The sequence below is a fragment of the Enterococcus sp. AZ177 genome, assembly GCF_050544585.1.
GTDB classification, from domain to species: Bacteria; Bacillota; Bacilli; order Lactobacillales; family Enterococcaceae; genus Enterococcus_L; species Enterococcus_L plantarum.
In genome coordinates, this window is the sequence record NZ_CP172944.1 from 1,688,161 (window position 1) to 1,708,541 (window position 20,381).

Below are 20,381 nucleotides of genomic sequence, written 5' to 3' on the forward strand. Positions count from 1 at the left end.
AATGATAGAATAGGATGTGCTCTTATGTTATGTAAAATTATTCCTGAAAAATGTATCGCTTGCGGATTATGCCAAGTTTATGCACCAGAAATTTTTGATTATAATGATGATGGGATCGTCATTTTAAAGAATGATGGTCAGGCCCAACAAGAATTTGTTCCCAAAAACGAACAAAACAATGCGTTAACAGCGTACCGCAAATGTCCTGTTCGTGCAATAGAGATCATCGAAAAATAATAAATAGTTTCTCACTTTCACACTAGAAATAAAAGAAGGAGAGAATGCTTGTCTAAAGACTATAATCTCTCCTTTTATTCTTTATTTTATTGATTTTAGCCAATCAATTAGTTGATTGGCAACAGCTTCTTGTTGTTCGTCATTATTGATTCCAGCGGGTTTGTCCCCTTTTTGCTCACCGTAGCTACCAAATCCAGCATGATTTCCGCCTTTGATTTCTTGAAAAACAGTTTGTTTGGGTAAATATTTTTTCGCTTGCTCATACGCATCCCAATTTAAAACACCATCTTTAGATCCTGTCAGTGAAAGAACTTGTCCTTTAAAGGATGAAAGACTACCTTTTTCATCAGGGTAACTGGCTAAGAAAAATACACCTTTTAATCCACTATTATCTTGTTCGGTTGCAAAGCGACTAGCCATAACGCCACCTAAGGAATGCCCGCCGATCACGTAATCTGTTAGATCATTAGAACGTATGATTTGCTCCGCTTTATTTTGACCTAAAACAGCCAAATTTAAGGGTTCTTTTACTAGATAAACCGAATATCCAGCCTCTGCCACTTTCTCAGCCCAAATACTATAGCTGGCACTTTCAACTAAAGCTCCTTGATAAAAAATTAGTGCGGGTTTCTCTTTATCCCCTTTAAAAAACAATACATCCTTCTCATCTGTTGCTTTTTGTGATGCTTCTAAGGCCATTGTCGTCGGAGTATATGTAATGGTTTTTACATAAAATAAACCTACTAAAATCAATGCTATCAATACACCCATAAACCAAAGTAATCGTTTTTGCCATTTTTTCATCGTTGTTCTCCTCTCTTCATCTTTTCTATTTTAACAAAAATTTCCATGGAACTAGAAGAATTTGTATTGACGAACAAAAAAACACAGAGCAAAACACGTCGTCCCACTCTATGTTTTAGAGATTCTATCAATCAATCGTTTATTTCGTTAATGTTTTTTTATCACTCAACTGATATTGTTTTCTAGACAGCCATGGCAAAAGTTTTGCATGAAGGACCAAGAAAACGGCACTCACGATTGCACCTTTTATCAAATTGAATGGAATAATGCCAATCGTAACATATTTTGCTAAAGACATTCCTAAGAATTGCCCAGCTGATACGCCAAATAATTGTAAATAAATTGGTGTGATGACAAAGTAATTCGCAACACCCATAAAAACAGTGAGCGCAATAATTCCTGTAGAAACACCTAAAATTTTGTTTGAACGTTTGTCGCTTCCTCGCTTGAAAAAATAATACATCGGCAAAGTGAAGACAGTGGTTGCAAAAAAGCTGGCGGCATCTCCCACTAAGTTTTGTGGCGATGCTCCTGTCGTAAATAGATGCAATACTGATCTTATGAAAGCAGTACTTATTCCAGCTAGTGGGCCGAACAAAAACATACTGATCATAACGGGAATATCGCTAAAGTCAATCTTTAAAAAACCTAATGACGGTATAATTGGAAACGCCACATATTGTAAAACCACACCGATTGCTGCTAACATTGCTACACTTACCATTTTTTGTACCTTGTTGTTTCGCATATGAAATCCTCCTGTTTAAGGACCCATCTTCAAACGAACTTTTCTAAACTGACTTTTTCATCGATTACTCTTGATTTGTTGTGTGGTGGTGCTTGGCTGAACAACAAAGTTTGCATCACTATATACTGCTAGGTTATTTCCTAATTTATTGAAAATTTCTTAGCAGTTGTTGAGTGTACAGCAGTATTTCGTTTTAAAAGAGACTCACTCATATTTCATTTTGGTTAAATATAGTGTTTTACAATGAAGGTGACTTCTCTTATTTCACTCGAAAAACACTATTCACCCTCTACTTTGTTGTCCCACGATTCTTCATGGTTTACAACAATAATACTGAATCGAAGTGTCGTGTTTCAGCATGAAGGAAACGTATCTCACCAAGTACTGTTTACATCTACGTCTGGCAAAGCCAGTCGCAGTGTTTTACAGCAAAAAACTCTATTTTCCAACAGGGAAAATAGAGTAGAGTTATCTTATCTGAAAAATGCCAATTCAAATAAGCCCTATCTTCTTTATCCAGACTTTACTGTCGGTATTGGAATTTCACCAATTCAGCCACCTCAAATGAAGTAGGTCGTGGACTATAACCACCGGTCGGGAATTTCACCCTGCCCCTGAAGACGAACCTTTATTAATTTTTTTGTACAAGTACAGTATACAACCTTTTAAAAAAAAAGCAATATATTTGTTCACAAGGTCACATATACAGCAATTGACCCATTATAAATATGAGTTAAAACTAAATTTAGTTTCAACTCATATTTATAATAAGATTACTTTGATTGATTCATTAAGACACTGATTTCTTTTTTATTTAAGTTACGGTATTCACCTGGACGTAGTCCTTTTAAGGTCAAGTCACCGTATTTTTCTCTTTTTAATTTTTGAACTGGGTAACCAACTGCTTGCAGCATTTTTTTCACTTGGTGATTACGACCTTCATGAATCGTCAATTCAACAATACTTGTGTTCGTTTTAAGATCAACAGATATGATCTCAAAAGCAGCAGGTGCAGTCTTATAGCCTTCGATTTTCATTCCCTTAGTCAACGGAAGCAAATCATGTTTTTTAGCTAATCCTTTTACTTTTGCTACATACACCTTATTGATTTCATGACTTGGGTGAGTCAATCTTTGAGAAAATTCACCGTCATTTGTTAAAAGCAGCAATCCAGATGTATCATAATCCAATCTTCCAACAGGATAAATTCGTTCTTTGATATGAGAAAAAAAGTCCGTCACAACTTTTCTGCCTTTGTCATCAGAAACAGCTGAAATAACACCTTTTGGTTTATAAAAAAGATAATAACCATATTCTTCTTTGTAAATCGGTACATCATCTACTTCGACTTTGTCATTTTTCCCTACTTGTGTTCCTAATTCTCGAATAATTTTTCCATTTACTTTTACTCGTCCATTGACGATATATTCTTCTGCTTTTCTGCGTGATGCAATGCCTGCATGCGCAATAACCTTTTGAAGTCTTTCCATTTAGTTTTCTTCCTCCGATTCATTTGTGTCCGTTGGTAATTCTTCTTCATTTAACTCTTTGTAACGGTCGAAAAAGAGGTCTAAAGGTAACTCTTCAGCGATTTCTTCTTCCATTTGATGAATGTCTGGCAGCTCTTCTAAGGATCTTAAACCAAAATAATCCATGAAATAAGCCGTAGTTCCATACAAAATAGCGCGACCGGGCCCGTCTACCCGTCCTTTTTCTTCGATTAATTGACGGGCAACTAGTTTTTGCATTGAACCTGCCGACTGAACACCTCTAATTTCATCTATTTCAACTCTTGAAATTGGTTGTTTATAAGCAACGATCGATAATGTTTCGAGCGCTGCTTGAGACAACGAGTTGGAGATAGGGGATTGCGCATATTTTTTTAATAATGGTGCAAAGACTTTTTTAGTTGAAAGTATGAAGTGATTGCCAACTTCTAAAATATTTAAAGCTGCTTGTTTATCTGATTCATAGCGTTCTTTTAAAGTGGTCAAGGCTTCGTATGTTTTGGCGGTAGATAATTCCAATAAATAAGATAATTCTTCTAATCCAATACCTTCTTCACCAACAACAAATAGAATCGCTTCGATTTGACTTACTGTTGTCACGCTGTTTCCTCCGTATTTGTCTCAATCTCTTCGGATGTATTATAAAGTAAAATAGTACTATAATTATCCTCTTGTTCTACATGAACAATTCCTTTTTTCATTAATTCCAACAAAGCCATAAAAGTCGTAACTACTTCTTGTTTAGAATATGAAGTGAAAAAAGAGTCAAACTGTATCGGTGTTTTCCGATCGATCTGACGCATTTTTTGAGTGATTGTTGCAATCTTTTCCTCAATCGAAACATCATCCCCTGCAACCGTCGTTTCAACTGGCTGACGACTTTTTTTCTTTTCTAGCATTGCATGAAAAGCTAGAAAAAGATCGATTGTATTCAATTGATTCGGTTCTAATAAAGGATTGTCTTCTTTGTATTCATCGATATCCATTGGTTCTTTTGTATAATAAAGGCTTCTTTCGGATTCTTTTTCATGCAAAAGACCTGCGGCATATTTAAATTTCCGATATTCAAGTAATTGCGCAACCAACGCGTCTCGAGGATCTTCCCCATCAAGAATCTCATCGTCTTCTGCCATTTCCAACTCTTGTTTAGGTAAAAGCATCTTACTTTTGATTGCCATCAATGTCGCTGCCATCACTAAATATTCGCCAGCAATCTCTAATTCCAAAGTTTTCATTGTATGGATATAGTTCATATACTGTTCTGTTACAGCAGCGATTGGAATATCGTAAATATCAATTTCTAATTTTTGAATCAGATGCAGTAGAAGATCGAGCGGACCTTCAAATACATCTAATTTAACATTAATTTCCTGCAAGGTTATCCAACTTTCTTTTTCAACGCTTTAGTTTACCATAAAATTCAGGCGTTGTGTTCTTTCCACTTAGATAAATATGAAGATGTAGCTAATGTTCCGTAAATTTTTGTATCAGGATACAGCTCAGTTAGTTCATTTAACAAAATGAAGCCAAGATTTTCACCTCTAAAAGAAGGATTGATCGATATATCATGTAAAATCATCCCATCAGCTGTTTCTAACTCTATCCCAATAATTCCTTGAATATTTTGTTCTCCGACTGGTGTCCAAAAAAGTAAATAAAAGTGATCGTCAGTTTCATATGTATCTATTTCTTTTAGTAACGAGTGATACTCTGTTAATTTTTGATGGAAACTTAAAAGACCCATTGCAATTTTTCTTTGCTCTTTTCGATAATACGTTAACATGATCTCACCTTCTTTTTTTATTCGTTAAGCCCTTGGGAAGTGCTGCTTATAAACATCCGCCATTCGCTGTTTCGTGATATGAGTATAGATTTGAGTCGTAGAAATATCTGCATGACCTAAGAGTTCTTGTACAATTCTTAAATCAGCCCCGTTTTCTAATAAGTGTGTCGCAAAACTATGACGAAGCGTATGTGGCGTAATCGTTTTATTAATTCCAGCTTCCTGTACAATTTGTTTCAAGTTTTTCCAAATTCCTTGTCTTGACAAGGAATTCCCGTGATGATTTACAAATAGATGTGTTTCATTTTGATTTTTTTTTATTAAGATTGGCCTAGCTTCTTCTAAATATTTTTCGATCCATTGAATCGCATAATCTCCTAAAGGTATAATCCGTTCTTTATCTCCTTTACCAATCGTCTGTAGTAAGCCAATCGACAAATGTAAATCGCCTATTTTCAAATCAACTAATTCACTTACTCGTAACCCAGTTGCGTACATGACTTCTAAGATCGTTCGGTTTCTTATCCCTAGAGGCTTGGTTGTATCAGGCGTTTCGATTAAAGTCGTCACTTCTTCAATCGACAGTGTGCTCGGAAGCTTTTGCGCTTTTTTCGGCGAATCGATATGCTGCATTGGATCATGATCTGTATAGCGTTCTTGTCTTAAAAATTGATGAAACCCTCTCAGAGTTGAAATCATTCGAATAATGGTAGCAGACGCATTATTTTCATTATGTAAGGTTTGTAAATATTCCATAATTATGTAACGATCAATTACTTGCCAAGTCTCTACCTTTTGCTCTTTTAGAAAAGCAAAATATTTATGTAAGTCACGTTCATAGCTTTTTCTTGTGTTAAGAGATAGCCCACGTTCGATTTGTAAGTTATGCAGATAGTCAATAATTTGTTCTTCCATCTATTTTACCTCATTTCTTTTTATTATCATATCAAAGAATTCTAGTAGATGTATAGTTAAAGTAGCAAGAATCACAATTAATGAGCAGTCATTCTAAATAATGACTACTTTTTGCTTTAAAAAATCGTCACCAGCTGTTCATACTGGATGACGATTTTTATTAATCTACATATTTTTTTAAAAACCGTTCAACGTTTTCTTTGTAAGCTTTAGTGTCAGCAGAATAGGATTTAGCGTGTTCTGCACCTTTGACAACAAATTTTTCCTTTGGTGCATCTGTGGCTTTGTATACTTCATCTAGCATTTCAAAAGGCACAAATTTGTCTGCATCGCCGTGTATAAACAACATCGGTACTTTATTTTTCTTCAGTTGTGCAATCGAGCTTGCTTCACCAAAGAAATAACCAGCACGAATTTTCGTGATCAAACTTGTAACAGGTACTAACGGAAATGATGGTAAATGAAACATATCTTTTAATTGATACGCTAATTCTTCATTTACTGTGGAATAACCACAGTCTTCAACGATTGCTTTAACATTTTCTGGTAACTTTTCACCACTGGTCATCATGACTGTAGCGCCACCCATACTAATCCCGTATAAGGTGATTTGAGCATCTTTACCATTTTCAGCTAATAATTTATCAATCCATTGTAAATAATCTTTTCGTTCTGGCCAACCAAAACCTATATAGTCGCCTTCACTTTCACCATGTCCTCTAGCATCTGGCACCAAAACATTATAGCCCCAATCATGGTACATTTTAGCAAAATTAGCCATCGTCTCTGCACTGCCCATGTAGCCGTGTGCCATAATAACATTTTTATCTGTTTTTCCTTCAGCCGGCAAATAGATTGCCTTTAACTTTAAACCATCTTTGGATGTTACATCCCAATAAGAACGATTACGTTTGTCTTTAAACCATTTTTCTTGAGGTGTTTTCACCTCGGTATCGGTTCCTGGTGTATCTCCAGCTAGAAAATCTTTTTTTGATGGAACAACGGCATAATTATAGAAATACATCCCTGCTCCTGTTAATACGATTACCAACAAAATTACTACAGCTATCAAAAATTTTACAATTCGATTCATCCTAATACTCCCCGTTTAAACGTATCACTCACAAAAACATGTGATTCTTAGACAAAGAATAAATAATACGATTTTTTAAATTCTTAAATAGTATAATGTTTTATTCGAATTTTCGCAATATTAATCATATACAAAAATATATCTTTCAGCTGTAAAAAACTTTCAATATTATCCTGACTGGTAGAGTTTAACAAAAAAAGCTCTTTTAAGAAAAAATAAGATCAAGTGAAAGTATTTTACTTCCAGTTTGATCTTATTACTATTAGTTATGTTCAATCAGTTTAAAACTAGACCACGGTTTCAAGAAGTCTAATAGGAATAATTCGTCGTCTGAAATGCGCCCAACGACATTCACTCGTCCATCGTTCTTCATTTCTTTCAGAGCAATCTGTGTTTCTCCTTTGTATTGATCATACCCCTCATTGTCGATCAACACGTCACCTTTCGTCATATTTCTTGTGTTGTGAGCTGGAAATTCACGGTCTTTAAAGTGAATACGCGTCATTGTTGAACGTAAAATATATTCTGAACGATCTCCACGATAACTGTGAAGGCTTGTGAATAAGACTTCTCTTTCATCATCTGTGATATCTTTTTCTACGTCTACTTTTATAGAAGGATATTCTGCATTAAATGCATCCGCCATTGCCTTTAGTTCCGCTTCTGAAGCATAAGCATTCCCCACTAAGATATCATCGATCAACCCCGTCAATACGAGATGTTTCACTTGGGTAGCAATTTCTAAATCACGATGGTCTTCTAACGAACACAATCCATCTTGTGTAGGCCAAGGACCAAAAGTAGCATCATGTGAATTTACAAAAGCCATTGTATTTAAATTATATTTTCTAAATTTTTCTGAACAAAAAACAAAATGATCATAGCCTAAACCAGAGTAACGATGCGGATAAAAATTGTGAGATCCTAATAAGTTGTCTGTGTTTGGTGAATAACTCATAATATTATCTACGTAGTTTGTTCCTGAACTCATATTGATTTCTATTTTGATTCCATATGGATTTCTTGTCATACGTGCTTCTTCCGCTCCAGTAAATCCAACATCTAAACGCACACCATAAGCACCCATCTCATCAAAAAATGATAAGTCATCATACGAAATTTCTAATTGTTCAAATAAGGCAGGATTAATGTCGACCATAACTTCCATCCCAAGACTATTTGCATAATCAACCACTTTTTTAAACTCTGCTAGTACTTTTTCTTTGTCTTCTGTGATTTGAAGTAAACTTGTAAAAACACGTTTGAATCCGTATTTATTTGCTAGGTCTAGATACGCTTTATCCTTTTCAAAAGTTGATCGTTCTGGATAAATAGAAATACCTAATTTTCCCATTATTACTACCTCCTATGATTTGTATTGATTATAATGTATCCATTTTCATTATAGCAGAATAAGAAAAAGTGGTCTACACCTTTTAAGAATCTTAAAAATATTCCATTTTGACTAGCGGTTCTATAACGGATTTGTTATTATGAGATATAACGATTTTTGAAAGGAAGACTTAACTTTATGAAAACCAAAAAAATCATTGCTGCTACAGCTTTATTAACTGCTTTAGCATTGTTTGTAGCATGTGGTCCTAAAAATGAGAAAAAAACAGCAGATTCTTCTGCTACATCTTCAACAAAGACGAAATCATCTGAATCAGTAGATTTAAATTCACTAGAGCTACCTCAGTTATCTGATAAAGTCAGTGAAGATGAAGATTTAGTCGAAATGGTCACAACAGAAGGAACAATTGAAATCAAACTATTTCCTAAACAAGCACCAAAAACAGTCGAAAACTTTATGACACATGCAAAAGATGGGTATTATAATAATGTTACATTCCATCGCGTTATCAAAGATTTCATGATCCAAGGCGGAGATCCTAAAGGTGATGGTACTGGCGGTGAAAGTATCTGGGGTAATTCGTTTGATGATGAAATCTCTAACCAATTATATAATCTGCGTGGCGCCTTATCGATGGCAAATGCTGGTACAGATGAAAAAGGCAATGGCACAAACGGCAGCCAATTCTTTATTGTTCAGAATGCTGAGGATAAGTCAGATGGCTTGCTAAAAGATGATTATCCAGAAAAAATTATCGATGCTTACAAAAAAGGTGGTACACCTTACCTAGATGGCAAACATACTGTTTTTGGTCAAGTGACTAAAGGAATGGATGTTGTTGATAAAATCGCTTCTGCTGAAACTGGAGAACAAGATAAACCTAAAAAAGACATTCGAATCGAAAAGATCAATATCTTGCAAGAAGCAAAAAAATAAATCGTTGAAAGAATGGTGATTCATCGCCATTCTTTTTTCTTTCAGATGCAAACAAATTAGTTATGTATGATGTAAAGATTTTTTACCTTTCTCGCTCTATTACACTAATATTTGATGAAAATATTTCTTTCTATATCCTCATGTATCAACGAATTACTATCTAATTTAGAAATAAAGTGGTATTGTTAACAAAAGAGGTGAAAACGAATGACGTTTAATCCACAAATCGAAACGCTCATACTTGAGGCTTCCTATCGGAAATCTCCTCATTTTGTAGCAAACGTGATCAATTTCCAGCAATATAACCAAGAAGACGTAAAAGACACTGCACAAAAATTAATCGAGGATGGACAAATTCATGCAACAATCCATTTCTATCATAATGATTTATGTACAATTGACTTTATACCTCAGGCTATTTGAATAAATTGATCAAAGAAACTGCCAGAAATCATCTGACCAAAAAGAGAACCTTACTGTTCCTCTTTTTGGTCAGATGATAATACTCTGGTAGTTTTTTATTTGTGCAGTTGCTTTAGTGCTTTTTCTGGAATATCCTGCTCTGAAACTTCTTCATAAGTCTCTATGTGTGCGCCTTTATTATAAATTTTCAAATAGCGATCTGTTTGTAATTCATGATCTGCTGTAAATATTATCTCTTTTGATTTTCCTTCTTTATCAAAAGATTGTTGTTTATATGTCGTAATGCCGTAACTATTAATACTGTCGGCCTTTTTTGTTTTCACATAAACTTCCCCTTCTGGAACTAACGGGTTTAATTGGTCAATCGTGCCAGAAAGTTCATCTGAATGATTTTGCGTATATAGTTTAGCTCCAAAAAGAGCTACTCCTCCAAGTATTGCTATTACAATGATTGTTTTGATTATTTTCACGATACTTCCTCCAACTTTCACTTGATAAAGTTAGTTTAGCATCAGAATAACAAAAAACAATCAGTCGAATAGACGAAATCAATCTAGTCCTTTTGACTGAGATAGTTCTCGGTCTCTGAATGGTTTAGCTTATTCCACTATTTTTTTCGATAGTTGTAAACAATGCAATCAATTGTCCTTCTGTTTGATTTACTATTCCAGAACCACTTAAAGAAGCGATGCCAGCTGCAACGATCCATATATTCTTATGTAACGTTTCAAGCTGTTCATTTGAAACTGTACGATAGTTGTCATCATTAAGAAGATATTTTTGAAATGAACTGAAAAATAATTTCTGTAATTCTTTCCCATATGAATGAGGTTCCACAAATAAAGAGATATATAATTTTTTGTTTGTTTTTGCTAGATCAATATAATTTAAGGCAAAATTCGCACAATTATTTGATGTTTTTATTTTAGAAAAGAATTCATTTTCTAAAAATACATGGATTGTTTTTAGTAATGTTAATTTTAACTCTTCCATATTTTTAAATTCAAGATAAATAGGTTGTGTTGAAATCTCCATGTGTTTTGCAACATTTCTCGCTGTGATAAATGAAAATCCTTTTTCTAGTAATAAATCTTGTGCAGCAGCTAAGATATGTTCTTTTTTATAAATTTTTTTCCTAACCAACAATAGTCCCTCCTTAATTTTTAAAGCAAAATAAACATGTGAAACGTCTTAACCTGTGACAGAAAAGAGTGTAATGTCTAACTTTTAAGCTTGATGATAATTTTTAAATTATCTAACTATTTATCTTATTAATATTACAATTTTATTTTACACTCTTTTGGCGGCTGATTTTATCAATATTTATGAATATGTCAGAAAAACATGATAATTTACTCGACTTTACTGAAATGGTATTGACCGATGAAGCTTTTACAAGCTATAGTTATGTTATTAAATAGATAATGGAGGTATTTTTATGGCTAACAATAATGGCCAGACACTTTTTTTACACACTGATAAAAATCGTTCAGAAATGATCGATAAGAATAGAAACTATTATTTTCTGATTGGCTATTGCTTGATTTTAATTTTGATTGGCGTATTTAGTGAACCTCTTTCGTTTTTGTGGTCTGGTATGCTTCGAATCTTAACTTCACCTAGCAACTTATTAACTGATTATATTGAACTTGGAACATTTGGCAGCGCGTTTGTTAATAGTGGTTTGCTTACACTAATTAGTGTTTTACTTGCTAAAAAAGAAAATATTCCCATCAATGGTCCTATGATCGCTGCTTTGTTTACAGTATCTGGATGCTCATTTTTCGGAAAAAATATGTATAATTCGATTCCGATCATCGTTGGCGGGCTTTTTTATGCAAACATTGTAAAGAAACCTTTTTCACAGTTTATCGTTGTCAGCTTATTTGGGAGTGCCCTATCTCCTATTATTAGTTACCTCACTTTTGGGATCTCGTTACCTTTGATGTTTTCCATTCCGTTAGGATGTTCAGTGGGTATATTTATTGGGTTGATTTTACCACCTCTAGCCTCGCATATTCTGACCTTCCATAAAGGATTTTCGTTATATAATGTTGGTTTTACTTCTGGACTTATTGCTATGTTATTTACTGGTATTTTAAGGATGTTCGGCTGGAAGATTGAAGGGAAAAACTTAGTTTCAACTGATTATCATACTAAACTTCTTTTTTTTCTGCTGTTTTTATTTTTCATCATGTTTTTGCTTGGGTTTATTGTCAATCATTTTTCGCTGAAGGGATTAAAAGATATCAGCAAAACATCCGGGAAATTGATCACTGATTTTATTTCTATCTCAGGTGTAGGTGCTACTATGATGAATATGGCCCTGATGGGTTTGTTGCTTGTTGGTTATACTCAAATCAGTCATTCAACACTTAATGGACCGATTGTTGGCGCTATTTTATCTGCAGTTGGTTTTAGTGCGTTCGGTAATCATCTTCTCAATAGTCTCCCTTTGTTAGTTAGCGTCTTTTTGACCGCTCAAGTGTCTTCTGTTTTCGAGGTAAACCAAACAACAGTCGTGCTTGCGGGTATTTTCGGTACTGGGTTAGCACCAATTGCTGGATATTATGGCATCACGTTTGGCTTGATCGCCGGATTTTTACATATGTCGTTGGTCACAAATGTCAGTTATCTTCACGGTGGACTAAATCTTTATAATAATGGATTTTCTACTGGTTTTGTGGCAGCGGTCATGGTACCATTACTTGATAATATTTTACAGATCAGAAAGGTGAAACAACATGCAAGAAAGAGACAAAGCTAAGAGAATCATAGATGAATTATTGACTTACTTCTTTTCGAATGACATTGAAGAAATCCGTATTAGTGTTAACTTTACGTCTGAAGGTTTTTCTATTGCTATACAAGGAAATACTGAAGAAGAACCAGAAAATGTCCTGCATTTATTGGATTTATTAAACACACCAAGAGATCTAAGCATTGAGAGTTATTATGATGAATTACTTGGTATCACTCACCATGAAGAAGAAGATTATCACCTACTGGGTCTGATGATTGATGACGCTGAAATCATTTTTGATGCACCAATTTTTGAGATTAAAGTATTTAGAAAAAAATAATTATTCAACAAAAAAAGCACCCAACAATTTGGGTGCTTTCTTTTGTGCTATTTGCCATCTACGATATTTAAACGAACTTTTTTAGGTCCTTCTACACGTACACTGTAAACAATTGTACGAATTGCTTTAGCAACACGTCCTTGCTTGCCAATGATACGCCCAATATCTTCAGGCGATACAGTCAAATTGTACTCTATAAAATCATCTGATTCTGCTATTTCCAAGTTGACCAGCTCAGGTTGACTGACTAATGGGCGAACGATAGTTAAGACTAACTCTTTCACATCTGTCATCATCGGTCACCTTATTTCTTTTCAAGTTTAGCTTCGTGGTGTTTTTTCATAACGCCTTCTTTTGAAAGGATGTTACGAACTGTATCTGAAGGCTGAGCGCCTTTAGACAACCAGTCTAAAACTAAATCTTCTTTTAAAACTACTTCTGCAGGATCTTTTAAAGGATTGTATGTTCCAACAGTTTCGATGAAACGTCCATCACGTGGAGAACGAGAATCTGCAACTACAATACGGTAAAAAGGACTCTTCTTAGAACCCATGCGTTTTAAGCGAATTTTAACTGACATTTTATATATTACACCTCCATTAACTTAATCACAAATGTTAGTTTACCAGATTTTCAGCAAGCTGTAAAGAGTTTTTTCTTGACACCTTTAAAAAAGCTTTAAACCGCTTATTATTGACGCTCTTAGTAGCTAGTAATGAATAATGATTGCATACAACGTGTTGATGATTAAATAGTGATTTCTTGCAAAACTACCTTTTTCGAATTAAAATAAAATAAACAATGTTATTCAATGAATGGAGGACTATTTTATGAAGAAAAAAATTGGTTTTTTTGTCGGAAGTTTGAGAAAAGATTCTTATAGTAAAATAATTGCACATGCACTTTCAAGTTTGTTCCCAAAAGAATATGAACCTGTTTTTGTCGATTTACATGAATTAGAAATGTATAATCAAGATTTTGATGATAAACGTACGCCTCCTGCTGCTTGGACGAAATTTAGAGAAGAAGTAAAGTCATTGTCTGGTCTTGTTTTCATCACACCCGAATACAATCGCTCTGTTCCAGGCGTTTTAAAAAATGCTTTAGATGTTGGTTCACGTCCTTACGGTCAAAGTGTTTGGGATGGTAAACCTGGTTTAGTTGTTAGTGTTTCCCCAGGTGCATTAAGTGCTTTCGGTGCAAATCATCATTTACGTCAATCACTTGTTTTCCTAAATGTTCCTACATTGCAACAGCCAGAAGCTTATATCGGCAATGTGGTAAATCTAATTAATGAAGATGGAACTATTGCTGAAAATACTATGAGTTTTTTCAAAACGATTGTTGATGCTTATCTTGTTTTTTTAGAGAAGAATAGTTAAACTAGCGATTTAGCTAAAAGAACTGACTCAGGTCGTCAACCTGAGTCAGTTCTTTTTTTATTTTTTCTTCTTTTTCTTCTTCTTGTTTTTTTTCACCATGCGATTCATGGCCATTTTACCTAATTTGCCCTTGATACCACCACCAAGCATTTGATCCATGCCTGGAATATCCATATTTCCTTTGGACATTTGTTGCATCATTTTTTTGGATTCTTTGAATTGTTTGATCATCCGATTGACTTCAACGACATTATTTCCTGAACCAGCTGCAATTCTGCGACGACGGCTCGGATTCAATAGGTCTGGATTCTCACGTTCGGCTGGCGTCATAGAAAGCACCATTGCTTTTTTACGAGCCACATCTTTGGGATCGACTTTGACATTTTCTAACCCAGGCATATTATTCATACCTGGAATCATTTTTAGCAAGTCCTCGATTGGACCCATACCCATTACTTGATCGAGCTGTTCGATAAAATCATTAAAGTCAAAGCTGTTTTCTTTCATTTTTGTGGCTAATTCTTCAGCTTTTTTCTCATCATAATCTTGTTGGGCTTTTTCAATCAGTGTCAGCATATCTCCCATACCTAAAATACGGCTAGACATACGATCTGGATGGAAAATTTCTAAATCAGTTAGTTTTTCACCAGAACCGATAAATTTGATCGGTGCGCCAGTGACAGAACGAATAGAAAGTGCCGCACCTCCGCGTGTGTCTCCATCAAGTTTGGTGATTACTACACCAGTTATTCCCAATTGTTGATTAAAGCTATCCGCAACATTCACTGCATCTTGCCCGGTCATTGCATCAACAACAAGCAAAATGTCATCTGGTTGCGCTACTTCTTTGATTTGTTTTAGCTCATCCATCAATGCTTCATCGACGTGCAGACGACCTGCCGTATCAATCAAGACATAATCATTTTTCTTTTCTTTAGCTAATGCCATCCCTTGACGAACGATTTCCACAGGACTTGTCTCAGTCCCCATATCGAAAACTGGTACGTCTAATTGTTGACCTAATACTTTTAATTGGTCGATCGCCGCTGGACGATAAACGTCAGCTGCAATCATTAATGGCCGTGCACTTTCAGTCTTAATCAAATGATTCGCTAATTTACCGCCAAAAGTGGTTTTACCAGCCCCTTGTAACCCAACCATCATGATAACAGTCGGAATACGCTCTGACTTATTTAAGCCAACTGTCTCAGTTCCTAATGTCGCGGTTAATTCTTCATCGACGATTTTAACGATTTGTTGGGCTGGCGACAAACTTTCAAGAACTTCCACACCAACTGCTCGGTCACGAACTCTTTTTGTAAAGTCTTTGACAACTTGTAAATTGACATCGGCTTCTAAGAGAGCCAAACGAATCTCTCTCATCATTTCTTTTACGTCAGCTTCAGATACTTTTCCTTTACGACGTAATTTGCTCATTGCCTGTTGCAGGCGGTCTGTTAAACTTTCAAAAGCCATAATCTCATTCCTCTACTTCTTGTATTTGTTCTATATACTGTATGATTGCTGTGTCTTTCGGATAGGTTTCGTTCACGTAACGTTTAAGTGTCTCAAGTAATTCCCCACGTACGATATAGTCAGAAAATAAATGAAGCTTTTTTTCATATTCTTCTAAAATCTTTTCTGTCCGTTTTATATTGTCGTAAACGGCTTGACGGCTAATATCATATTCTTCAGCAATCTCGCCTAATGAGAAATCATCCGCATAATACATCTCCATATAATTCATTTGTTTTTCTGTCAACAAAGTGGAGTAAAATTCAAACAACGCATTCATTCGATTGGTCTTTTCAATTTCCATAGTTGTTGCTCCTATCTTCAATCCCTTTTAGATTACCGATTTAAGGGTGATTAGTCAATAGTTCTTCTTTGATTTTCGAGTTTTTTTTAAGAATCGCTCAATCGTCCCAAATAACGGTGATTATTTGCGCAAAGGTCTTTTAATAAAAATGCGTTCTTCCATTATTTTTTACTACTAAACAGTTAAAATAATTTTAGAACATTATTTTAAGGTAGTCACAGGAACTTATTTGACACGATCAATCGCGGTTTCCCAGTCGTTTTCTGAAACAACAATCAGCCCTCTATCAATAAAATAGGCTGTTGCAACGCCAGAACCATTACGATGATTGCCAGAAAATGTCCCATCATAAATGCTTTTACTTCCACAAGACGGACTATTTTCTTTTAAAATAATCGTGGTGATTTTCTGTTCAACTAACTTTTGATAGGCTGTGATGGCTCCTTGTTTAAATAGAGCAGTCACATCTTCCCCAGTATTCGTAAGGACTTTCGCATCACCATTCCATACATCAAATCCGTCCCCGCCTCTGATTTCAGCAGGTTCTCGAGGAATTGGTAAACCACCTAACACTTCTGGACAAACAAGTACGGCTTGACCGTTCTCTACTAATTTTTTCAAGGCAGTAATTTCTTTGGCTTGACCATCATAGCGACAGCAAACCCCTCCAAGACATGCGCTAATTCCTATCATTTGCTTCCCTCATTTCAATCTTTACTATTATACCATTTCTTTAGCTTTGAAAGTAGTTTTAGAAACATTCCATAAAGTTTTTGATAGCTCGGAATCTATGATAAAATAACCTTGTGTTTATTTCGTATTTAAAGGAGCTCAATAGATGAAGAAAATACTCGTTGTTGACGATGAGCCGTCGATCGTAACGCTGTTAACATTTAACTTAGAAAAAGACGGCTATGAAGTAATATCAGCAGAAGATGGAGCAGTCGGTTATGAGTTAGCCTTGTCCAATCAATTTGATTTTATCATTCTAGATGTTATGCTGCCGAACATGGATGGCTTAGAAATCACAAAATCACTACGTAGGGAAAAAATTGACACGCCCATTTTGATCTTGACCGCTAAAGATGATCAAGTTGATAAAATCATCGGATTGGAGATTGGTGCCGATGATTATTTAACAAAACCTTTCAGTCCTAGAGAAGTTTTGGCAAGAATGAAAGCAATCTTCCGTCGTCTAAAACCCACAGCAAATAAAACAGAAGAATTTAATGAAACGACTAAAGCCCCGTTGGTATTAGGTGAAATTAGTATCGATGAGCAAAATTATGAAGTGAGTGTTCGCGGCAAGAAAATCGAGTTAACACCGAAAGAATTTGAATTGCTTGTCTACTTCGTCAAGCGTAAAGATCGTGTCATTGATCGTGATACGTTGTTAGACCGCATTTGGAATTATGATTTTGCAGGTCAAAGTCGCATTGTAGATGTTCATGTCAGTCATCTAAGAGATAAAATTGAAATTGACCCAAAACGCCCTGCTTATTTAGTCACAGTTAGAGGATTTGGCTATCGCTTTCAGGAGCCTAAAAAATGAAAAAACGTCAGCGAATTGAATATTGGATAGTTGGAATTATGATGCTGGCCTTATTTGTGGGCAGTATTCTTTTGACAAACTACTTTTTCAAAAGGGAATTATTGTCCCAACAGGAAGAATATTTGCAAAAAAAAGGCACGTTGATTCTTGATCAACTTTCCCCAGATTTATTTTTAACGCAACAGTTTTCAGAACAAGAAAAAACGTTGATTAAACACTATTCAACTGATAAAAACGAACGTTTGACCCTCATGAATGATAAAGGCGAGATTTTTTTCGACAGTATCGATTCGGCACTTCACCAATCAAGAAGTAGCCGACCTGAAATCAAAGCAGTTTTGTCTGGCGCTGATTTTGGTTCTGCTTTAAGAAAAAGTACTACGTTAAAGCAACAATTGCTTTATCTTGCTTTACCAGTTAAAAAAAATGGCGAACTAATCGGAATTATTCGTATGTCAGAAGAAACAGCACAGTTTTCAAATAGCATACAATCATTTCGACGTTATATTCTAATTACGTTAGGCCTTTTATTTTTTGTTATTACCGCATTTGTCTTTTTATTACTTCGCCAGAAAAATGAACCGTTGGTGACGGTTTTACCCGTTTTGAAAAAAATTGTAAAATACCCAGACGAAGCTCGTTCAATTATCCAAGATTCTCCGGAATGGAATGAACTGTATCAAACTGTTAACCTCTTGAGCCAACAAATGAGTCAAACGTATCTAGCTTATACATCAACTGACGAACAATTCCACGCATTATTAGATGAGCTGATGATTGGCGTCTTCATTATTGATATTGATGGGAAGCTTCAATTGATCAACCCTAAAATGACTGAAATTTTAATGATTGATGAAAATGATTCTGGTAAAGATTACTTTGACGTCATTAAAGAACCTGCCCTAATCCACTTGATTCATCAAGTTATCACAGAAAAAAGTTCAATACACCAAGAAATCAAACTAACTGACACATTGAATGAAACGATTTTAGACATGTCTTTACGTTTTATAGAAGAAGATGGAAATGATTACCAAGTTCTTGGAATAGCGTATGATTTAACCCGTGTTAGGCAATTGGAAAAAATCCAGAAAGATTTTGTTAGTAATGTGTCTCATGAGTTAAAAACACCTGTCACTTCTTTGCTAGGTTTTACAGAAACCTTATTAGATGGAGCAAAAGATGATCCTGAAACCTTAACGCAATTTTTAGAAATCATGCAAAAAGACGCATTGCGTTTGCAACAATTGATTCAGGAAATTTTACAACTTTCTCGTGATGGCAGAACTATTTCATACGATGATCAAAATGTTGCCGTACACCCTTTCATCACAGAAATTCTGCGTTCTTACCGGAAAGTTATCACAGAAAAGAATTTATCAATTGAAATTCTTGGGGATGAAACCATTACCTATACAACAAAGTATGAACTTTTTTATCCAATCGTTAAAAATTTGATTGAAAATGCCATTCAGTATTCTCAATCTAATGGAACGATCACAATTGATTTTGGTTTCGCTGAAACATTTTATTTTGTGGTCAAGGATTCGGGAATCGGGATTAGCTTAGAAGACCAAGAACGAATTTTTGAACGCTTTTACCGTGTAGATAGAGCAAGAAGTCGACATTCAGGCGGAACTGGTTTAGGCTTATCAATCGTGCATAATTATTCCGAATTATTAGGCGGAACCGTTACGATCGATAGTCATTTAGGCTTAGGCTCAACTTTTATAGTAAAACTACCTAAAAACTGATTTTATCAAAAAGAGGCAGACGTTTTCACATCCTGCCTCTTTTTGATTCTTTAAGGAGAAAAAATTATTTAGTAGTGATGGTTCCTGTTACATCTCTTTCCACTTTCATCATGGTCATCGGTAAGTAGCCCAATTCTTTCACTACACCTTCTTGAACATCATCTGTTAGCATGAAATCTAAAAATGCTTTTACATCCTCATCTGGTTGGCCTTTTGTATACATATGTTCGTAAGACCAAATTTTCCAAGAATTATCTGCAACATTTTCTTCTGTAGGTTTTACATTATCAATGCTTAATGCCTCTGTTGATTCGTCCATATATGAGAAGGCAAGATAACTGATTGCACCAGGTGTTTGAGACACAATTTGACGAACCGTACCTGAAGAGTCTTGTTCTTGAGATTGAACAGCTTTTGCACCATCCAGACCCCATTTTTCAAACGTTGCCCGCGTACCACTACCACTTGGACGATTGATGACAGCAATTTCTTGGTCTTTGCCGCCTAAATCTTTCCAATTTTTAGTTTTCCCAGAAAATATATCAATTAATTCTTGTTTACTAATATTCTTAACACCTACATCTTTGTTAACAACTGGTCCCATTCCGACAACAGCAACACGATGGTCAACGAGTTTTGAAGCATCTACTCCCGATTTTTCTTCGGCAAAAACATCAGAGTTTCCAATTGTTACAGCTCCGTCAGCAACTTGAGAAAGTCCAGTTCCGCTCCCTCCCCCCTGAACAGAGATTGTATAATTAGCATGCTCAGAAACAAATTGCTCTTTTGCTGCATCTACTAATGGTTGTAAAGCAGTTGAGCCAACTGCTACAATTTTAACCGGTTGATTACTATTACTTCCACTGTCTTTAGCTTTATTACTACTCTCATCAGTTGCAGCTCCTTGATTGCCACAACCTACGATTAAAAGTCCTACACTTAAAACAATTGTTGATAATAAACGTTTCTTCATTTTTACACGTCCTTTTC

Annotated in this window: 25 protein-coding genes and 1 riboswitch; of the genes, 8 read left to right on the forward strand and 17 right to left on the reverse strand. The window is 35.2% G+C overall.

What is annotated here, in order from left to right:
- Positions 1–24 precede the first annotated feature (24 nt).
- Positions 25–237, forward strand: coding sequence for a ferredoxin (locus IGJ34_RS08195; RefSeq protein ID WP_069654874.1), 213 nt, complete (start codon positions 25–27; stop codon positions 235–237).
- Between the two features lie 81 nt (positions 238–318).
- Here the strand turns inward: IGJ34_RS08195 and IGJ34_RS08200 are convergent, their stop codons facing one another.
- From IGJ34_RS08200 to IGJ34_RS08240, 9 genes are all read right to left on the reverse strand, one after another.
- A complete protein-coding gene (locus IGJ34_RS08200; protein ID WP_069654873.1) occupies positions 319–1,041 on the reverse strand; it encodes an alpha/beta hydrolase in 723 nt (240 codons plus the stop codon).
- A gap of 139 nt (positions 1,042–1,180) precedes the next feature.
- Positions 1,181–1,789 carry an ECF transporter S component gene (locus tag IGJ34_RS08205; protein WP_111247896.1) on the reverse strand — a complete coding sequence of 203 codons (609 nt, stop codon included), beginning with the start codon at positions 1,787–1,789 and terminating at the stop codon, positions 1,181–1,183.
- A 501-nt stretch (positions 1,790–2,290) separates the two neighbouring features.
- Positions 2,291–2,415, reverse strand: a riboswitch (FMN riboswitch).
- A 147-nt stretch (positions 2,416–2,562) separates the two neighbouring features.
- Complete coding sequence (locus IGJ34_RS08210; protein ID WP_430597203.1) at positions 2,563–3,279, reverse strand: pseudouridine synthase; 717 nt, start codon at positions 3,277–3,279, stop codon at positions 2,563–2,565.
- On the reverse strand, positions 3,280–3,897 hold the full coding sequence (gene scpB, locus IGJ34_RS08215) for an SMC-Scp complex subunit ScpB (RefSeq protein WP_069654870.1): 618 nt from the start codon (positions 3,895–3,897) through the stop codon (positions 3,280–3,282).
- Positions 3,894–4,673, reverse strand: coding sequence for a segregation/condensation protein A (locus IGJ34_RS08220; RefSeq protein WP_069654869.1), 780 nt, complete (start codon positions 4,671–4,673; stop codon positions 3,894–3,896). The genes scpB and IGJ34_RS08220 overlap by 4 nt, the downstream gene beginning before the upstream one ends.
- 44 nt (positions 4,674–4,717) lie before the next feature.
- Positions 4,718–5,080 carry a GNAT family N-acetyltransferase gene (locus IGJ34_RS08225; RefSeq protein WP_069654868.1) on the reverse strand — a complete coding sequence of 121 codons (363 nt, stop codon included), beginning with the start codon at positions 5,078–5,080 and terminating at the stop codon, positions 4,718–4,720.
- Positions 5,081–5,104: 24 nt separating this feature from the next.
- A complete protein-coding gene (gene xerD, locus IGJ34_RS08230; protein ID WP_430597204.1) occupies positions 5,105–5,995 on the reverse strand; it encodes a site-specific tyrosine recombinase XerD in 891 nt (296 codons plus the stop codon).
- A gap of 160 nt (positions 5,996–6,155) precedes the next feature.
- On the reverse strand, positions 6,156–7,088 hold the full coding sequence (locus IGJ34_RS08235; RefSeq protein WP_430597205.1) for an alpha/beta hydrolase: 933 nt from the start codon (positions 7,086–7,088) through the stop codon (positions 6,156–6,158).
- Positions 7,089–7,350: 262 nt separating this feature from the next.
- Positions 7,351–8,442, reverse strand: coding sequence for a DUF871 domain-containing protein (locus tag IGJ34_RS08240; RefSeq protein WP_069654865.1), 1,092 nt, complete (start codon positions 8,440–8,442; stop codon positions 7,351–7,353).
- Between the two features lie 177 nt (positions 8,443–8,619).
- On the opposite strand from IGJ34_RS08240, the gene IGJ34_RS08245 reads away from it, so the two are divergent.
- Positions 8,620–9,378, forward strand: coding sequence for a peptidylprolyl isomerase (locus tag IGJ34_RS08245; protein ID WP_430597206.1), 759 nt, complete (start codon positions 8,620–8,622; stop codon positions 9,376–9,378).
- Between the two features lie 207 nt (positions 9,379–9,585).
- Positions 9,586–9,801 carry a hypothetical protein gene (locus tag IGJ34_RS08250; protein WP_069654863.1) on the forward strand — a complete coding sequence of 72 codons (216 nt, stop codon included), beginning with the start codon at positions 9,586–9,588 and terminating at the stop codon, positions 9,799–9,801.
- 95 nt (positions 9,802–9,896) lie between these two features.
- Here IGJ34_RS08250 and IGJ34_RS08255 read toward each other — a convergent pair whose 3' ends face one another.
- Together IGJ34_RS08255 and IGJ34_RS08260 are read right to left on the reverse strand one after the other, a co-directional pair.
- Positions 9,897–10,271 carry a YxeA family protein gene (locus IGJ34_RS08255; RefSeq protein WP_069654862.1) on the reverse strand — a complete coding sequence of 125 codons (375 nt, stop codon included), beginning with the start codon at positions 10,269–10,271 and terminating at the stop codon, positions 9,897–9,899.
- Between the two features lie 124 nt (positions 10,272–10,395).
- A complete protein-coding gene (locus tag IGJ34_RS08260; RefSeq protein ID WP_069654861.1) occupies positions 10,396–10,944 on the reverse strand; it encodes a TetR/AcrR family transcriptional regulator in 549 nt (182 codons plus the stop codon).
- A gap of 295 nt (positions 10,945–11,239) precedes the next feature.
- Here IGJ34_RS08260 and IGJ34_RS08265 point away from each other — a divergent pair, with 295 nt between their 5' ends.
- Both IGJ34_RS08265 and IGJ34_RS08270 read left to right on the forward strand, forming a co-directional pair.
- A complete protein-coding gene (locus IGJ34_RS08265; protein ID WP_069654860.1) occupies positions 11,240–12,568 on the forward strand; it encodes a DUF1576 domain-containing protein in 1,329 nt (442 codons plus the stop codon).
- Positions 12,546–12,884, forward strand: a complete 339-nt coding sequence (locus tag IGJ34_RS08270; protein ID WP_206836412.1) for a hypothetical protein — start codon at positions 12,546–12,548, stop codon at positions 12,882–12,884. Before IGJ34_RS08265 ends, IGJ34_RS08270 begins: the two co-directional genes overlap by 23 nt.
- 47 nt (positions 12,885–12,931) lie before the next feature.
- On the opposite strand, the gene IGJ34_RS08275 is transcribed toward IGJ34_RS08270, so the two are convergent.
- Together IGJ34_RS08275 and rpsP are read right to left on the reverse strand one after the other, a co-directional pair.
- Positions 12,932–13,177 carry a KH domain-containing protein gene (locus IGJ34_RS08275; protein WP_069654858.1) on the reverse strand — a complete coding sequence of 82 codons (246 nt, stop codon included), beginning with the start codon at positions 13,175–13,177 and terminating at the stop codon, positions 12,932–12,934.
- Between the two features lie 11 nt (positions 13,178–13,188).
- Entirely contained in the window at positions 13,189–13,464 is a 276-nt protein-coding gene (rpsP, locus tag IGJ34_RS08280; RefSeq protein ID WP_010761445.1) for a 30S ribosomal protein S16, read from the reverse strand.
- A gap of 250 nt (positions 13,465–13,714) precedes the next feature.
- On the opposite strand from rpsP, the gene IGJ34_RS08285 reads away from it, so the two are divergent.
- Positions 13,715–14,266 carry an NADPH-dependent FMN reductase gene (locus IGJ34_RS08285; RefSeq protein WP_430597207.1) on the forward strand — a complete coding sequence of 184 codons (552 nt, stop codon included), beginning with the start codon at positions 13,715–13,717 and terminating at the stop codon, positions 14,264–14,266.
- A 57-nt stretch (positions 14,267–14,323) separates the two neighbouring features.
- Here the strand turns inward: IGJ34_RS08285 and ffh are convergent, their stop codons facing one another.
- The 3 genes from ffh to IGJ34_RS08300 form a co-directional block, all read right to left on the reverse strand.
- Positions 14,324–15,742 carry a signal recognition particle protein gene (gene ffh / locus IGJ34_RS08290; protein WP_206850098.1) on the reverse strand — a complete coding sequence of 473 codons (1,419 nt, stop codon included), beginning with the start codon at positions 15,740–15,742 and terminating at the stop codon, positions 14,324–14,326.
- A gap of 4 nt (positions 15,743–15,746) precedes the next feature.
- The gene (locus IGJ34_RS08295; RefSeq protein WP_069654855.1) at positions 15,747–16,085 is read right to left on the reverse strand and encodes a putative DNA-binding protein; all 339 of its coding nucleotides are present in this window, start codon (positions 16,083–16,085) and stop codon (positions 15,747–15,749) included.
- A gap of 225 nt (positions 16,086–16,310) precedes the next feature.
- Complete coding sequence (locus IGJ34_RS08300) at positions 16,311–16,778, reverse strand: DUF523 domain-containing protein (protein WP_111247907.1); 468 nt, start codon at positions 16,776–16,778, stop codon at positions 16,311–16,313.
- Between the two features lie 145 nt (positions 16,779–16,923).
- On the opposite strand from IGJ34_RS08300, the gene IGJ34_RS08305 reads away from it, so the two are divergent.
- Positions 16,924–17,637 (forward strand): response regulator transcription factor, encoded by a 714-nt coding sequence (locus IGJ34_RS08305; protein ID WP_069654853.1) that lies wholly within the window; start codon positions 16,924–16,926, stop codon positions 17,635–17,637.
- A complete protein-coding gene (locus tag IGJ34_RS08310) occupies positions 17,634–19,391 on the forward strand; it encodes an ATP-binding protein (protein ID WP_430597208.1) in 1,758 nt (585 codons plus the stop codon). Before IGJ34_RS08305 ends, IGJ34_RS08310 begins: the two co-directional genes overlap by 4 nt.
- A 64-nt stretch (positions 19,392–19,455) precedes the next feature.
- On the opposite strand, the gene IGJ34_RS08315 is transcribed toward IGJ34_RS08310, so the two are convergent.
- Entirely contained in the window at positions 19,456–20,364 is a 909-nt protein-coding gene (locus tag IGJ34_RS08315) for a phosphate ABC transporter substrate-binding protein PstS family protein (protein ID WP_430597209.1), read from the reverse strand.
- Positions 20,365–20,381: the final 17 nt, after the last annotated feature.

Coding starts and splice junctions, on each gene's coding strand:
- IGJ34_RS08195 (WP_069654874.1), top strand. CDS start 25: ATGTTATGTAAAATTATTCCTGAAAAATGTATCGCTTGCGGATTATGC.
- IGJ34_RS08200 (WP_069654873.1), bottom strand. CDS start 1,041: ATGAAAAAATGGCAAAAACGATTACTTTGGTTTATGGGTGTATTGATA.
- IGJ34_RS08205 (WP_111247896.1), bottom strand. CDS start 1,789: ATGCGAAACAACAAGGTACAAAAAATGGTAAGTGTAGCAATGTTAGCA.
- IGJ34_RS08210 (WP_430597203.1), bottom strand. CDS start 3,279: ATGGAAAGACTTCAAAAGGTTATTGCGCATGCAGGCATTGCATCACGC.
- IGJ34_RS08225 (WP_069654868.1), bottom strand. CDS start 5,080: ATGTTAACGTATTATCGAAAAGAGCAAAGAAAAATTGCAATGGGTCTT.
- xerD (WP_430597204.1), bottom strand. CDS start 5,995: ATGGAAGAACAAATTATTGACTATCTGCATAACTTACAAATCGAACGT.
- IGJ34_RS08235 (WP_430597205.1), bottom strand. CDS start 7,088: ATGAATCGAATTGTAAAATTTTTGATAGCTGTAGTAATTTTGTTGGTA.
- IGJ34_RS08240 (WP_069654865.1), bottom strand. CDS start 8,442: ATGGGAAAATTAGGTATTTCTATTTATCCAGAACGATCAACTTTTGAA.
- IGJ34_RS08245 (WP_430597206.1), top strand. CDS start 8,620: ATGAAAACCAAAAAAATCATTGCTGCTACAGCTTTATTAACTGCTTTA.
- IGJ34_RS08250 (WP_069654863.1), top strand. CDS start 9,586: ATGACGTTTAATCCACAAATCGAAACGCTCATACTTGAGGCTTCCTAT.
- IGJ34_RS08265 (WP_069654860.1), top strand. CDS start 11,240: ATGGCTAACAATAATGGCCAGACACTTTTTTTACACACTGATAAAAAT.
- IGJ34_RS08270 (WP_206836412.1), top strand. CDS start 12,546: ATGCAAGAAAGAGACAAAGCTAAGAGAATCATAGATGAATTATTGACT.
- IGJ34_RS08275 (WP_069654858.1), bottom strand. CDS start 13,177: ATGACAGATGTGAAAGAGTTAGTCTTAACTATCGTTCGCCCATTAGTC.
- rpsP (WP_010761445.1), bottom strand. CDS start 13,464: ATGTCAGTTAAAATTCGCTTAAAACGCATGGGTTCTAAGAAGAGTCCT.
- IGJ34_RS08285 (WP_430597207.1), top strand. CDS start 13,715: ATGAAGAAAAAAATTGGTTTTTTTGTCGGAAGTTTGAGAAAAGATTCT.
- ffh (WP_206850098.1), bottom strand. CDS start 15,742: ATGGCTTTTGAAAGTTTAACAGACCGCCTGCAACAGGCAATGAGCAAA.
- IGJ34_RS08295 (WP_069654855.1), bottom strand. CDS start 16,085: ATGGAAATTGAAAAGACCAATCGAATGAATGCGTTGTTTGAATTTTAC.
- IGJ34_RS08300 (WP_111247907.1), bottom strand. CDS start 16,778: ATGATAGGAATTAGCGCATGTCTTGGAGGGGTTTGCTGTCGCTATGAT.
- IGJ34_RS08305 (WP_069654853.1), top strand. CDS start 16,924: ATGAAGAAAATACTCGTTGTTGACGATGAGCCGTCGATCGTAACGCTG.
- IGJ34_RS08310 (WP_430597208.1), top strand. CDS start 17,634: ATGAAAAAACGTCAGCGAATTGAATATTGGATAGTTGGAATTATGATG.
- IGJ34_RS08315 (WP_430597209.1), bottom strand. CDS start 20,364: ATGAAGAAACGTTTATTATCAACAATTGTTTTAAGTGTAGGACTTTTA.